This window comes from Noviherbaspirillum cavernae (genome assembly GCF_003590875.1).
Taxonomy (GTDB): Bacteria; Pseudomonadota; Gammaproteobacteria; order Burkholderiales; family Burkholderiaceae_D; genus Noviherbaspirillum; species Noviherbaspirillum cavernae.
In genome coordinates this window covers 2790538-2804508 of record NZ_QYUN01000002.1, presented here as the reverse complement: position 1 = coordinate 2804508, position 13971 = coordinate 2790538, and the positions used below count along the sequence as shown (strand labels likewise).

Genomic DNA, 13971 nt, shown 5'->3' with positions numbered 1-13971 from the left:
CCCCGTGACGACAAGAACACGGCACCGTTGGCAGCAAGGGATGTCAGCAGGGTGCGCAGTGCGCATCATTGCCGCCGCCTTCTACCTTCCTCTGCCATGCATGGCAGGAAATTCCATCACTGCGATCACTGCGCCTGAAACGACTGCACAATCTGCTCCCGCAGCCAGCAATTGGCCGGATCGTTGTCCACATTCGAATGCCAGTAGAGAAACACGTCGAAGGCCGGGACCTCAAGCGGGAAGGGCAGGATCTGGTTGTCGAATTGCTGGTTGGCGATGCGCGCGTAGCGGCCCGGCATGGTCAGGATCAGATTGGTCTGGCTGACGACGCGGCAGGCGGCGAAGTAGTGCTGGCAGCGCAGGCGGATGCGGCGTTCCAGGCCGAAGCGGCTCAGTTCGAAGTCCTGCAACCCCGGCCCCTTGCGGCGCGAGCTGGCGAGGATGTGGTCCTGCTTCAGGTAGGTGGCGATGTCGAGCGCGCCATCGATTTCCGGGTGGCCCTTGCGCACGACCACGACGGTCGAGTCCTGGTCGATGCGCTTGTGCAGCACCTTGTTCGACAATGGCAGCAGCACGTCGATGGCGGCGTCGAGCGTGCCGGCGGCCAGCTCCCCTTCAAGCTCGCGGCGGTCGACGTGGATCGCCGCGAGGTCCGCCAGCGGCGCCTGCTGACTGACGCGCATGATCAGCGGCGGCAGGATGGTCGCTTCCAGCACGTCGCGCAATCCCAGCTTGAACTGCTTCGGCATGGTGGCCGGGTCGAACTGGTCGAGCCCGTTCAAGGTCACTTCCAGTCCGCGCAAGGCTCGCCGCACCGGCTCGATCATGTTGCGCGCCAGCGGCGTCGAGACCATCGTGTGTCCCTGGCGCACGAACAACGGGTCGTCGAACATCTGCCGCAGTCGTCCCAGGGCGTGGCTGATGGCCGGCTGCGTCAGATTCAGTTTCTGGCTGGCGCGCGTGACGCTGCCTTCTGTGTAGATCGCTTCGAAGACGGTGAAGAGGTTCAGGTCTACGCGGGATATATGCATGAAATTTATGTGAATCGATAATAACTATTCATTTGATGGATTCTACGCCCGGCGATAAGCTTTCCTCAACTCGGTAATGAGATTTCACGGAAGGCATTCGGCATGGGACAGATTTATCTCATTCGGCATGGACAGGCGTCATTCGGCAGCGAGAACTACGACGAGCTGTCCGCACTCGGGCACGAGCAGGCCCGTTTGCTGGGCGAGTGGTTCGCCAACGGCAAGCAGCAATTCCACCGCATCGTCACCGGTGATCTGAAGCGCCATCGGCAGACCGCGAATGCCTGCATTGCGGTGTTGCCCATGGCGTCGCGCGTCGATCTCGACTGGCAGACCGATCCCGGTTTCAATGAATACGATCACCATGAAGTGATGATCCGGCATCGCCCGGAGTTCGACGATCCGGCGGCTGTGAAGCATTTTTTCGCCACGACCGAGAACGCGCGTTATGTGTTCCAGCAATATTTCCAGGAATCCATGGCGCGCTGGATGAGCGGCGAACACGATGCCGACTATCGCGAACCCTGGTCCGCGTTCCGCACCCGCGTCGTGAGTGCGTTGCAACGCTTGATCGAAAGCGCCGGCCAGTCGCAGTCGATCGCGGTCTTCACCTCCGGCGGCACGATCTCGACCATCGCTCAGCATCTGCTCGGCCTGCCGGATCAGAAGGTGGCCGAACTCAACTGGTCGCTCGTCAACTGCGCCATCACCAAGCTGCTGTACCGGCGCGGCGCGGTTTCCCTCAGTTATCTCAACAACTTCGCGCATCTGGAATGGCTCGGCCAGCCGGAGAGCGTTACTTATCGCTGATCCACAGGAACATCATGGCTACCACCAATCTCTTCGACCTCACCGGAAAAGTCGCACTCGTCACCGGCGCCAGCCGCGGCATCGGCGAATCCATCGCCAAAACGCTCGCCGCTTACGGCGCGCATGTGATCGTTTCCAGCCGCAAGGCGGAATCCTGCGAAACGGTCGTCGCCGCCATCCGGGAAGCGGGCGGTTCGGCCGAAGCAATCGCCTGCCACATCGGCGAGATGGCACAGATCGAGGCGCTGTTCGCCACGATTGAACGCAAACACGGCCGGCTCGACATTCTGGTCAACAACGCGGCGACCAATCCGTATTTCGGCCCGATCGTCGATACCGACCTGTCCTCGTTCCAGAAGACGCTCGACGTCAATATTCGCGGCTATTTCTACAGCTCGGTGCATGGCGTCAAATTGATGGCGAAGAACGGCGGCGGCAGCATCGTCAACGTCGCTTCGGTCAACGGCGTCATTCCCGGCGACATGCAAGGCATCTATTCGATCACCAAGGCGGCGGTGATTTCGATGACGCAGGCCTTCGCCAAGGAGTGCGCGCCGTCCGGTGTGCGCGTCAACGCCTTGCTGCCCGGCGCGACCGACACCAAGTTCGCCTCCGCGCTGGTGCACAACCCGGCCGTGCTGAACAAGATGATGCCGCACGTGCCGATGCGCCGCGTGGCGCAACCGGACGAGATGGCGGGCGCGGTGCTGTATCTGGCATCGAATGCCGCGAGCTACACCACCGGTACCTGCCTGAATGTGGATGGCGGTTATCTGCTCGGATAAGGGCATGCCGACGGCGAGCAATATCGATACCGAAAAAGACTGAACATTCCTTGATTGACATGAACCACAACGCACGCGGTGTGCACACAACGGAGTAAAAATGGATTTCCAATACAGCCCCAAAGTCAAGCAACTGCAGGAACGCCTGAACGCCTTCATGGATGAGCACATCTATCCGAACGAAGCGACGTTTTTTGGCGAGATCGAGGCGAACCGCCGCAAGGGCGATGCCTGGATTCCGACCAAAATCATGGAAGAGCTGAAGGAGAAGGCGCGCGCGGCGGGATTGTGGAATCTGTTCCTGCCGGAATCGACGCGTGGCGCGGGCCTGACCAATCTCGAATACGCGCCGCTGTGCGAGATCATGGGCCGCGCCAGCTGGGCACCGGAAGTGTTCAACTGCTCCGCGCCCGATACCGGGAACATGGAGACGCTGGAACGCTATGCCAGCGAGGAACTGAAAGAGCAATGGCTGAAGCCGCTGCTGGAAGGCAAGATCCGCTCCTGCTTCGCGATGACCGAACCGGCGGTTGCCTCGTCGGACGCGACCAACATCGAAAGTCGCATCGTGCGCGACGGCGACCATTATGTGATCAACGGCCGCAAATGGTGGTCGTCGGGCGCGAACGATCCGCGCTGCAAGGTTTTCATCTTCATGGGCAAGACCGATCCCGACAATCCGAACAAGCACCTGCAGCAATCGATGATCGTGGTGCCGCGCGACACGCCGGGCGTGAACATCCTGCGCCACCTGCCGGTGCTCGGCTTCGATGACGCGCCGCATGGCCATGCCGAAATCGTGTTCGAGAACGTGCGCGTGCCGGCCTCCAACATCCTGCTCGGCGAAGGGCGCGGCTTCGAGATCGCGCAAGGCCGCCTCGGCCCGGGCCGCATCCATCACTGCATGCGCCTGATCGGCGTGGCGGAACGCGCGCTGGAAAAAATGTGCAAGCGCACGCTGACCCGCGTCGCCTTCGGCAAACCGGTAGCGGAACAGACCGTGACGCTGGAGCGCATCGCGGAGTCGCGCATCCTGATCGACCAGGCGCGCTTCCTCGTGCTGAATGCCGCGCAGATGATGGACACCGTCGGCAACAAGGCCGCGCTGAAGGAAATCGGCATGATCAAGGTGGCCGCGCCGAACATGGCATGCCAGGTGATCGACTGGGCGATCCAGGCGCATGGCGGCGGCGGCATGACGGATGAATTCCTCGCGCATGCCTACGCCGGCGCGCGCTCGCTGCGCATCGCGGACGGCCCGGACGAAGTGCACCGCAACCAGATCGGCAAGCTGGAACTGAGAAAGTACAAGGCGGAAAAGGCGGTGCAGCGCTAGGATTACTGCGTCATCAACATCAACATCGACATCGCCGAACAGCTCCTTCCCTCTGCAAAGAGGGGAGGAGTGTTCCTATGTGGAAGTGATATTGGCAGGCGGTCGAGCATGCAATACCGAACCGCCATCGTCTCGAAAAAGCGGCCAGAGAGCCGGCGCGAAACGATGACGGCATGACACAACGAGAAGGAGACAAACGATGAACGACAACGTAATTGATGCAGTGGATTTTCCGTGGATCAAATCCTATCCGGCAGGCGTGCGCTGGGAGGCGCAATTGCCCGTCATGCCCGTGCCGCAATTGCTGGACGATGCGGCGGCGAAGTGGCCAGACAATCCCGCGCTCGATTTCATGGGAAGGAAAATCACGTATCGCGAGTTGCAGCAACTGGTCGATCGCGCCGCGAAGGGTTTTCAGAAGCTGGGCGTGAAACCGGGCGTGCATGTCGGCCTCTATCTGCCGAACACGCCGCATTACGTGATCAGTTTCTTCGCTGTGTTGAAGGCGGGCGGCACGGTGGTGAACTATTCGCCGCTCGATGCGGAAAAGGTGCTGGAGCACAAGGTCGAGGACAGCGAAACCGACATCATCGTGACGCTCGACCTCAAGGTGCTGTATCCGCAGATGGACAAGCTGCTGGGTGCGACGCGCCTGCAGAAGCTGGTGATCGGCAGCATCGCTGAGATGGCTGCGCATCCCGACGCAGTGCGCGGCCACATGCAGCAGGCAGGCCTGTTGAGCGAAGTGGCGGCCGACGAACGTCATCACAGCTTTGCGCAATTGCTGGACAACGATGGCGCATACACGCCGTACCCGGTGACGGACCCGGCCGATGCCATCGCCGTATTGCAATACACCGGCGGCACGACCGGACTGCCCAAGGGCGCGATGCTCACGCACGCGAATCTCACGGCGGCATGCAGCCAGATTCTCGCCAACGTCAGCGGCGAACCGAAGGTGCTGGAGGAAGGCAAGGAACGCGTGCTGGCCGTATTGCCCTTGTTCCATATCTACGCGCTGACAGTCGATATGCTGTTCGGCATCCAGATGGGGGCGGAACTGGTGCTGCATACCCGCTTCGAGGTGGAAGCGGCGGTCAAGGATTTGTCGGCGAAGAAAATCACCGTGTTCCCCGGCGTGCCGACCATGTACACCGCGATCATCAATTACCCGGACATCGGTAACTACGACTTGAGTTCCCTGAAGTTCTGCAATTCCGGCGGCGCGCCACTGCCGGTCGAAGTCAACCAGACTTTCCAGCGGCTGACCGGCTGCTGCCTGGTGGAAGGCTGGGGCATGACGGAGACTTCGCCGACCGGCACCTTCACGCCGATCTACGGCACGCAAAAGGTCGGTTCCTGCGGCATCCCGACCATTGGAGTGACGCTGAAATTCGTCAGCGTGGACGACCCGACGCAGGAAGTGTCGCGTGGCGAGCGCGGCGAAATGTGCATCAAGGGGCCGAACGTGATGAAGGGCTACTGGAAGAAGCCGGAAGCGACGGCGGCCTCGATGACGGCGGACGGATTCTTCCGCACCGGCGATGTGGCGACCATGGATGAAGACGGTTTCGTCTACATCGTCGATCGCACCAAGGACATGATTCTGTGCGGCGGCTACAACGTCTATCCGCGCAACATCGAGGAAGCGATCTACGAGCATCCATCGGTGGCCGAGGTCAGCGTCATCGGCATCCCCGATGAATACCGGGGACAGTCTCCGAAGGCATTCATTTCGCTGAAGAAGGGAGCTGCCGCGTTCACGCTGGAGGATCTCAAGGGCTTCCTGAAAAAGCGGCTGGGCAAGCACGAGATGGTGCAGGCGATGGAGATCCGCGCGGAACTGCCGAAGACGCCGGTGGGCAAGCTGTCCAAAAAGGAACTGTACGACGAAGAGGCGAAGAGACGGGCGGTATCCTGATGCGGCCCCGGCCAGCCTGGGTCGAAGGAGCCACTGGCCGGTCGTGCGGGGATTCACTTTTCAATCGCAAACTTGCATTGATTCTTTCACCTGCGGGGCACATTGACGATGTCGGGAATCATCAGAAACATGATCACGATCCTTGTCTCATTGTTCAGGCATGGGACGGCGGTCCCCGTCGGGTGTGTGCGAACCGCTTTTCTCGTTGGCCCCTGGGACACCGGCATTGCCACTTTGAAGAGCGACAAGTATTTTCAGCTGGTGGAGGCCGCGCAGTTTGACTTCATGATCAAGACCGGGCTGCTGGGCATGTTTCTGAGAAATGGATACCGCTTCGTCAACGCATCGCAACTCATCAAATTCTCCAGACCGATCAGGATATTCACGAAACTGGAGATCGAAACAGGAATCGCCTATTGGGATGACAAATGCGCATACTTCGAACACGTGTTTTCTGTCCGGGGCGAAAAATACGCGCGGGTATTCGTCAAGGTGAAGTTCAAGAAAGGCGGCAAGACGATTGATCCCGCCCATCTCGTCGGTCAGTGAGGATCTCTCAAGCCGCAATCCTTGAAATCTTGGGACGACGCCATCAACGCCTTGTAAGAGCATCTAACAAAATGATTCTGAGGGTGTTGCCCTTGCAGGGCGCATCTGCGCTTGCAAGCGCAGACCGTTTCGCAGGCGGACGGCATGCCGTCCGAAACCCCTGCTACACCCGCCTTGCCGTACAAGTTGTACTGTCTGCGGCGGCGCGCCTACTCAGAACCGCTTTGCTTCATTTTGTTAGATGCTCTAAGAACCCTGGCGATTCGAGGCAGACTGCCAAAGCTGTGCAGAATGATATGGAAGGGAGACGGGAAGAGGGAGGGCTGCAAATTCGGGCCGCGAATTTGCGTCTGACAAAAGCATCGCGGTGCGGGGCTCCCGCAGGAGTGGAGCCCCGCACCGATTGCTCTACAACTTGCAGACAAGCCGGTTGAACCGAATCGATGTATCCGTCAACGTGGCGTGCCGCGCCGCAGCAGGTTCACGATCGCAAGCAGCACGACCGCGCCGAGGAACGATACCAGCAGCGATGAAATGCTGAAGTCGTTCTGATTGATGGTGCCGGTGCCGAACAACGGAGCCAGCAGCCAGCCGCCCAGCAATGCCCCGACGATGCCGACCACGACGTTGAGCAGCATGCCTTGCTGTGCATCGGTTCTCATCACCAGGCTTGCGAGCCATCCGAGAATACCGCCAACAACAATCCAGATAATGAAATTCATACCTACCTCCTATGTATGTTGATAGACTGGCTACATCGATAGACTGGTCATGAAGAACTTGGTTCATGGCCGGCCCGGCTGTTCGGATTCAAACCGCTGACTGTACAAACCGGGTACTGCACTGCATTTTTCGCTACCTGTTCCCTCCTGCTTGAAACGACTGAAAACCGTACGGCACGGCCTGCCTGTTCATGACATGCCGTTGCGCATGTGCCTGCCGCGCTTGCGGCCGGACTTGCCGTCATCCGGCAAGGGCAACATGGAAAAACCTTCCTCGTCTTCGACCAGCACTGTTGCGTCTTCGCGTGATCTGGTCAAACCGGCGGCGTAGGCATAGGCGTCCTCCTTCTCGTCAAACGATGCAAGCGGCATCTCGGCACCCTTCTCCGATACATCCCATCTGCCGTGAAGACCCGGCGATACGCAGATCACCAATGGCTCTTTCCCTTCGTTTTCCATCGCCATATCTCCTCGGTGCAGGAGTCGGTCAGACGCGCGATGGCCGCGCTTGTCCAATGCGAGCATTGCTGCGCTCATGCCGAAATGCGCTTCATGCCTTCGTACATGACACGCGCCGGGCCATCTGCATTGCGTGAGATATGGTGCAAATCCTGTGCCTGTCTGTTGCTGTCAAAAACCAGGCCATTGCTGTTTATTTGGCAATCTCATCTTGTAAATGTTCCATTGATTATTGAAAACGCTACATGCGCTGCATCAGGAATCGACATGTCTTGATAAAAGTCGATTTCAAGCGAGACTTGCCTCAACTCAATGCGACATCAGTACCGGCACGGTCATCCTTTCCAGCACCGTGCGCGTCACGCCGCCGAGCAGAATCTCGCGAAAGCGTGAATGGCCGTAGCCGCCCATGACGATCAGATCGCAGTGCAATTCGGCCGCCAGCGCGAGCAGCGCATGGCCGATCTCGGCATCGGTACTGCGTTGCGTGACGTCAACCTTGATGCCGTGCCGCGCGAGGTACAGGGCGATGTCCGCGCCCGGCACGCCGCCTTGCGCCGACGTGGGCAGTTGTTCGTCCGGATTGAACAGCGCCACTTCCACGATCTGTGCGCGTTTGAGCAAGGGAATCGCGTTGGTAATGGTGCGCGTCGCGGCCATGCTCGCGTCCCACGCGATCAGCACGCGGCTGCCGATGTTGTCGAACCGGCCGGCGTAGGGAGTGATCAGCACCGGCCGTCCCGAATGGAGCACCACGTATTGCGGAAAATCCGGCATCACGATCGGCGAGATTTCATCGGGATCCATCTGTCCGATCACCACCAGGTCGCAATAACGCGCCTGCAGGCACACGCCGCCGCCCGCCTCGTCATCCACCAGCCGCTTTTCGAAGGAGGGGATGCCGACCTTCTGCGCCACCGCTTCGAATTCTTCCAGCCCGCGATCCGCGCGCTGGCGCAGCAGATCGAGGTGAATCCTGAAGTTGGGGCCGACATCGGCCAGCATTTTCGCGCGCTGCAGATAACGCGATGCGCCGGTCATTGCCGTACCGATCAGATGAGCGTTTTCCGCCATGGCAACGGTCGCGGCGAGCTTGATCCGCTCGCTCGCATGTTCCGATTCGTCCACATGCACCAGGACGGTCTTGTACGACATCTTGCACCTCGACCCACAGGCCGCGCCACGCTGCGATAAAAGACTTCCTCAGCTTTTACGTTAGTGCGGAGCGGGAGCGGCAAGAAGGTGCAGAGGCCGGGATTTGATATATCTCAAATCGGCGGCATGCATGCAATCGCCAAGGGCGGTATGCGGTGGCGGCCGTTGCCGCCGCTTCCTTGATTTCAGCGTGCCCTTGCCTACAATAAAACATGTTGTGTCCCGCAAAAGCGCAGCGGTGCGGCGGTCATCCGCTGAGCCGGCGTCCAACAAGGTTCCCATCGTGGCCATCGCCCATTTCCGGTTCTACGCAGAGCTCAATCAATTCCTCGCCCCACGCCATCGCCAGCGCAGCTTCAGTTACGCGCTGTCACGCGACGCCACCGTCAAGCACACCATCGAGGCGCTCGGCGCGCCCCATACCGAAGTGGAACTGATCCTCGTCGATGGCGAATCGGTCGATTTTTCATGGCGTTTGCAGGGCGGCGAACGGGTCAGCGTGTACCCGCACTTCAGCACGCTGGACATCAGCGCGCTGACGAAAGTGCGCGGACCGTCGTTGCGCGGCGAACGCTTCATCGCCGATGCGCATCTCGGCCAGCTCGCGAAAAACCTGCGCATGCTCGGCTTCGACGTGCTGTACCGCAACGATTACAGCGATGCGGAAGTGGCGCGCATCGCGGCCGAAGACGAGCGCATCGTGCTGACCCGCGACCGCGATTTGCTGATCAGAAAGGAAATCGTGCGCGGCTGTTATCTGCATGCCGTCCCGTGCGACGAGCAGATCGCCGAATTGGTGGCGCGCTTCGACCTGTCCGGCAGCGCCCGCGCCTTCAGCCGCTGCCTGACCTGCAACGGCGTGCTGCGCGTGGTGGAGAAAAGCGCCGTGGCGCATCGCGTGCCGACGCACAGCAGGCGCTTCTACGACCGCTTCTTCGAATGCGAAGTCTGTGCGCAGGTGTACTGGGAAGGCTCGCACGTGGCGCACATGCGCGAACGAGTGGCGCAGATGCTGGGAGGTAACGGCAATCGCGAAAGTATCGGGGTGCATGGTCTGTAAGGAAGGCTCCATGCGTCTGCCGCAACCTCACGGCGTGACGAGAAACCGCGCACAATGCGGAACCGCGCACGCCACGCTATCCTCGATCTTTTTCACCAGCATCCCGACATGGAAAAACAGTTCTCCGCCGCCTGCGAACGCAACCGCGATCCCATCTTGCAAATCCTGCGCGAGGTCTTCGCCGACCGCAGACATGTGCTCGAAATCGGCAGCGGCACCGGCCAGCACGCCGTCCACTTCGCCGCGCACCTGCCGCACCTGCGGTGGCAGACGAGCGATCTGCCGCGAAATCATTCCAGCATCATCGCCTGGCAAGACGAGGCCGGCTTGCCGAACGTGATGCCGCCGCTCGCGCTGGATGCCGGCGGCGATGCATGGCCAGCCGGTCCGTTCGATGCCGTGTTCAGCGCCAACACCTGCCACATCATGGCGTGGCACGAAGTGGAAGGCATGTTCGCCGGCATCGGCCGTGTGCTGGGCCGCGACGGCGTGCTGTGCATCTACGGCCCGTTCAACTACGAAGGGAAATTCACCAGCGAGAGCAATGCGCGCTTCGACACGGCGTTGAAGGAGCAGGCCCCGCACATGGGCATCCGCGATGTCGAGGAAGTGAACCGCCTGGCGCGTGAACAAGGTCTGGAGCTGCAGGCGGACCACGCCATGCCGGCCAACAACCGGCTGCTGGTGTGGCGGCGCGGACGGGCGTGACGAGGATCGAACGACTTTTCGTTCAATGCACCGGCATCCGCATTTCCATCCTCAGCAGTTCGCCGAACCTGTCCGCATTGACCGGCGCGCTGAAGAAGTAGCCTTGCACGGTATCGCATTCATGTTCGTGCAGGAAATCGACCTGCTGCTGGGTTTCCGCGCCTTCGGCGATGACGGTGCATTCGAGGCTGTGCGCAAGGCCGATGATCGCCTTCGTGATCGCGGCGTCGCCGTGGTCCTGCGGCACGCCCTGCACGAACGAGCGGTCGATCTTGACCGCCTGGATGGGGAAGCGTTTCAGATAGGCCAGTGACGAATAACCGATGCCGAAATCGTCGATCGCCACGCTGATGCCGATGTCGCGCAGGCTCTTGAGCAGGACGATGGCCTTGTCGGGGTTGGCCATCACCGTGCTTTCCGTGATCTCCAGTTCCAGCCATGCCGGATCGAGCGCGGTGTCGTCGAGTATCTCGCGTATGTCGGCGATCAGGTTGTCGTCCGACATCTGCAGCGGCGACAGATTGACCGCCACCTTCAGACGCGTCGCATTCGCGTCCTGCCACAACCGGTTCTGGATGCAGGCGGCGCGGATCGCCCATTTGCCGATCGCATGGATCAGTCCGGTCTCTTCCGCCAGCGGAATGAATCGTTGCGGCGGGACCGATCCCAGCGCCGGATGGTTCCAGCGCAGCAGCGCCTCCATGCCGGTAATGCGGCGCGACAGCATGTCGACCTTGGGCTGGTAGTGCAGCGACAGCTGATCGTGCCGGATCGCGTCGCGCAGCGCTTCTTCCAGCCGCAGCCGCTCGCTCGTGTGCAGATTCATTTCCTCCGAGTAGTAGCGGTAGGCGTTGCGGCCCGATTGCTTGGCACGGTACATCGCGGTATCGGCTTTCTTCAGCAGCGCATCGGCGTCGATTCCGTCGGTCGGGAAGCTGCTGATGCCGATGCTGGTCGTGATGTTGAGCGTGTGCTCGCTGTTGATGAAGGGGCGCTTCATCGCGGCCAGTATCTTTTCCGCAATGAAGCCGCCGCGATGCGGTTCGTCCACGTTTTCCACCAGCACCACGAATTCGTCGCCGCCCAGGCGTGCCACCGTATCCGACTCGCGCAGGCTGCCTTGCAGCCGTTCGGCCGTTTCCTGCAGGACCCAGTCGCCGGTTGCGTGGCCCAGCGTGTCGTTGATCTGCTTGAAATGATCGAGATCGAGGAACAGCACTTCCAGCGAGCGGCCCGGCCGTTCCGCGATGCGCATGGCGTGGGCCAGCCGCTGGTGGAACAGGATGCGGTTCGGCAGCGCGGTGAGCGAATCGTAGTGCGCCAGCCAGGCCAGTTGCTCGGCGGATTTCTTGCGTTCGGTGATGTCGCGTGCGATGAGCAGGGCGGCGAATTTTCCCCGGTACATGAACGATGAGGAATGCACTTCGACATCCACCGGCGTGTCGTCGAGTCGGAGGAATTTTTCCTCGCTGCGCGGCACGCTGTCGCCGCGCACCAGGCTGGCATGACGCTGGCGCACGATCTCGTGAAAATCGGGATGGACGAAGCCCAGCACCGGTCTGCCGAGGATGAGGTTCACCGTGCCCGCGCCGAGCAGTGCCGTGGCCGCCGGGTTGCCGAAGGTATAGTTATCGTCCTGCTGCACGAGGATCGCATCGGGGCACAGTTCGACCACCAGCCGGTAGCGCTCCTCCGCTTCCCGCAGCGCCAGTTCGGCGCGCTTGGCGTCGGTGATGTCGCGCGTGGTGCCGAACATGCGCACCACGCGGCCGCTCTCGTCCGCCGTGACATAGCCGCGTGCGGCCAGCATGCGGGTTTCGCCGGAGGGCAGGATGACGCGATGCTCGATGTCGAACGGCTCGCCCGTTGCCCGGCTGGCAAGGACAACCTGCTGCAGCGGCGCGATATCGTCCTCGTGGATCAGCGCCTTGCAGTTTTCGCGCGTCACGTCGAAATTTTCCCTGGTCACGCCGAATATGCGATACAGCTCGTCCGACCAGGAAATGGTATTCGCCTCGATATCCAGATTCCAGCTGCCGACCTGCGCAAGACTTTGCGCGTCCGCCAGTTGCCGTTCGCGCGCGGCCAGTTCGCGTTCGATGCGCTTGCGTTCCTCGATGTCCCGCACCAGCGCGGCGGTTCTTTCCTGCACGCGCTGCTCGAGAAAGTCGCGCTCCTGTCGCAGCTTTTCCTGGGTGATGCGCGCCCGGCTGACGAGGCTGGCCAGCGACAATCCCACGGTGCCCAGCACGCTGCTGTAGACGCCGAGGATGAGCAGGGACATGTTGAGGTCCGGCATCGCAAACGGGCCGGTGCCGTGCAGGGTGTGCCAGATCGCGATGGCGCAGATCAGGCCGTTGATCCAGGTCACGGCCGGCAGACTGAAGCGAAACGCGGCCCACATCACGAAGGTGATCGGCAAAAAGGCCAGCGGCAGGGGGCCGAACACGTTGCCGAAGACGAGATGCGTCATCAGCGCCAGTATCAGCACATTCAGCAAGGCTCTCGCGAACTGCTGCCGGTTCAGCATGCTGCCGAAGCGGCCGCTCCACGTCAGGATCAGCGGCGCGACGATGATGATGCCGGTGGTGTCTCCCAGCCACCACGTCAGCCAGGACTGCCCCATGCCGGCGCTGTCCAGGTGGCCGGTCAGTGCAAGGACGGATACGCCGATGGTGGCCGACAGCACGCTGCTGACGGCGGCGATGCCGACCAGCCGGAAGATGTTGCGCGTATCGCTGAAGTTGACCGGCATGCCGATCATGCGCCGGATCAGGAAGACGGCGACGACCGTCTCCAGCGTCACGCCCAGCGCCGTCAGTGCTCCGACCCAGAACGGCGGGCCGGCGCTCCACATGATCAATGCCGCGCCCAGCCATGCCGCCGGCACCATGCGCAGCCCCCAGGCAAGGCAGGCGCACAAGGCGATCGCCGCCGGTGCCCACAACGGACTGGCGGGCCCGGCGGCGAAGAACTTGAGGGAAAGTGCCGCCGTCAGGTAATACGCGGCGACAAGCAGCAGCGCCTTGCCGAGTTCCGGCAGATGATCCATGCCGGGACTCGGGGCGAGGTCTTCTGTCGCTGAGGTTCGGTACTTGCTGCGGCCCATATTCCCGTTTATTCCATGCACATCCAGCGACCGTCGGTGGTTGTCTCGATGGATCAATATGCCAGTTCCTCCGTCGTGCCGTTTGAACATTCTCAAGGGAACGAGGTACGCGCGGAAGTACGCGCCCTGGCATCGAGACGGCCTTGGGAGGGGTTTCCCGCCGGCCAGCGCGATCCGGAATCGACTCGTTTGACCGGATTTCCGGGGCAGGGTTTGATTTGCAACAAAAAGCCCTGCGAATGCCAAATTAATATTTCTTTAATGCAACTTATGAGGGTTTCGTCAACCTGGTGGGGTATAGTTGCGCTACGGAAAGTATTGACAAA

Annotated in this window: 11 protein-coding genes and 1 pseudogene; 7 read left to right on the top strand and 5 right to left on the bottom strand. The window is 61.1% G+C overall.

Translation table 11 applies throughout. The features are described 5' to 3' along the window. Window positions 1-125: 125 nt before the first annotated feature. Window positions 126-1031: a LysR family transcriptional regulator gene (locus D3870_RS13135; RefSeq protein ID WP_119739739.1), complete on the bottom strand. Its 906-nt coding sequence runs from the start codon at window positions 1029-1031 to the stop codon at window positions 126-128. A 102-nt stretch (window positions 1032-1133) separates the two neighbouring features. Between D3870_RS13135 and D3870_RS13130 the strand changes: the two genes are divergently transcribed. The 5 genes from D3870_RS13130 (at window position 1134) to D3870_RS13110 (ending at window position 6432) form a co-directional block, all read left to right on the top strand. Further along, window positions 1134-1841, top strand: a complete 708-nt coding sequence (locus D3870_RS13130; protein WP_119739737.1) for a histidine phosphatase family protein — start codon at window positions 1134-1136, stop codon at window positions 1839-1841. A gap of 14 nt (window positions 1842-1855) precedes the next feature. Continuing rightward, window positions 1856-2626 (top strand): SDR family oxidoreductase, encoded by a 771-nt coding sequence (locus D3870_RS13125; RefSeq protein ID WP_119739735.1) that lies wholly within the window; start codon window positions 1856-1858, stop codon window positions 2624-2626. A 100-nt stretch (window positions 2627-2726) separates the two neighbouring features. Beyond that, window positions 2727-3962 (top strand): acyl-CoA dehydrogenase family protein, encoded by a 1236-nt coding sequence (locus D3870_RS13120; protein WP_119739734.1) that lies wholly within the window; start codon window positions 2727-2729, stop codon window positions 3960-3962. Between the two features lie 199 nt (window positions 3963-4161). Further along, entirely contained in the window at window positions 4162-5883 is a 1722-nt protein-coding gene (locus D3870_RS13115; RefSeq protein ID WP_119739732.1) for a long-chain-fatty-acid--CoA ligase, read from the top strand. A gap of 234 nt (window positions 5884-6117) precedes the next feature. Continuing rightward, entirely contained in the window at window positions 6118-6432 is a 315-nt protein-coding gene (locus D3870_RS13110; protein WP_158590453.1) for a thioesterase family protein, read from the top strand. Window positions 6433-6884: 452 nt separating this feature from the next. Here the strand turns inward: D3870_RS13110 and D3870_RS13105 are convergent, their stop codons facing one another. The 3 genes from D3870_RS13105 to D3870_RS13095 form a co-directional block, all read right to left on the bottom strand. After that, window positions 6885-7154 (bottom strand): GlsB/YeaQ/YmgE family stress response membrane protein, encoded by a 270-nt coding sequence (locus tag D3870_RS13105; protein ID WP_119739729.1) that lies wholly within the window; start codon window positions 7152-7154, stop codon window positions 6885-6887. Between the two features lie 189 nt (window positions 7155-7343). Further along, window positions 7344-7691 (bottom strand): DUF2188 domain-containing protein, encoded by a 348-nt coding sequence (locus tag D3870_RS13100; RefSeq protein ID WP_119739726.1) that lies wholly within the window; start codon window positions 7689-7691, stop codon window positions 7344-7346. A 231-nt stretch (window positions 7692-7922) separates the two neighbouring features. Beyond that, complete coding sequence (locus D3870_RS13095) at window positions 7923-8768, bottom strand: universal stress protein (protein ID WP_119739724.1); 846 nt, start codon at window positions 8766-8768, stop codon at window positions 7923-7925. Between the two features lie 217 nt (window positions 8769-8985). Between D3870_RS13095 and D3870_RS13090 the strand changes: the two genes are divergently transcribed. Together D3870_RS13090 and D3870_RS13085 are read left to right on the top strand one after the other, a co-directional pair. After that, the gene (locus D3870_RS13090) at window positions 8986-9828 is read left to right on the top strand and encodes a Mut7-C RNAse domain-containing protein (protein WP_340638443.1); all 843 of its coding nucleotides are present in this window, start codon (window positions 8986-8988) and stop codon (window positions 9826-9828) included. 108 nt (window positions 9829-9936) lie between these two features. Next, window positions 9937-10536 carry a DUF938 domain-containing protein gene (locus tag D3870_RS13085; protein ID WP_119739722.1) on the top strand — a complete coding sequence of 200 codons (600 nt, stop codon included), beginning with the start codon at window positions 9937-9939 and terminating at the stop codon, window positions 10534-10536. A 94-nt stretch (window positions 10537-10630) separates the two neighbouring features. On the opposite strand, the pseudogene D3870_RS13080 reads toward D3870_RS13085, so the two are convergent. Next, window positions 10631-13588 (bottom strand): annotated as a pseudogene (locus D3870_RS13080) (bifunctional diguanylate cyclase/phosphodiesterase); the annotation flags it as partial. Between the last annotated feature and the right edge of the window lie 383 nt (window positions 13589-13971).

Bases quoted from the DNA above. Each gene is read 5' to 3' on its own strand.
- D3870_RS13115 (WP_119739732.1), top strand. From the start codon at position 4,162: ATGAACGACAACGTAATTGATGCAGTGGATTTTCCGTGGATCAAATCC.
- D3870_RS13085 (WP_119739722.1), top strand. From the start codon at position 9,937: ATGGAAAAACAGTTCTCCGCCGCCTGCGAACGCAACCGCGATCCCATC.
- D3870_RS13105 (WP_119739729.1), bottom strand. From the start codon at position 7,154: ATGAATTTCATTATCTGGATTGTTGTTGGCGGTATTCTCGGATGGCTC.
- D3870_RS13095 (WP_119739724.1), bottom strand. From the start codon at position 8,768: ATGTCGTACAAGACCGTCCTGGTGCATGTGGACGAATCGGAACATGCG.
- D3870_RS13130 (WP_119739737.1), top strand. From the start codon at position 1,134: ATGGGACAGATTTATCTCATTCGGCATGGACAGGCGTCATTCGGCAGC.
- D3870_RS13125 (WP_119739735.1), top strand. From the start codon at position 1,856: ATGGCTACCACCAATCTCTTCGACCTCACCGGAAAAGTCGCACTCGTC.
- D3870_RS13135 (WP_119739739.1), bottom strand. From the start codon at position 1,031: ATGCATATATCCCGCGTAGACCTGAACCTCTTCACCGTCTTCGAAGCG.
- D3870_RS13120 (WP_119739734.1), top strand. From the start codon at position 2,727: ATGGATTTCCAATACAGCCCCAAAGTCAAGCAACTGCAGGAACGCCTG.
- D3870_RS13100 (WP_119739726.1), bottom strand. From the start codon at position 7,691: ATGAGCGCAGCAATGCTCGCATTGGACAAGCGCGGCCATCGCGCGTCT.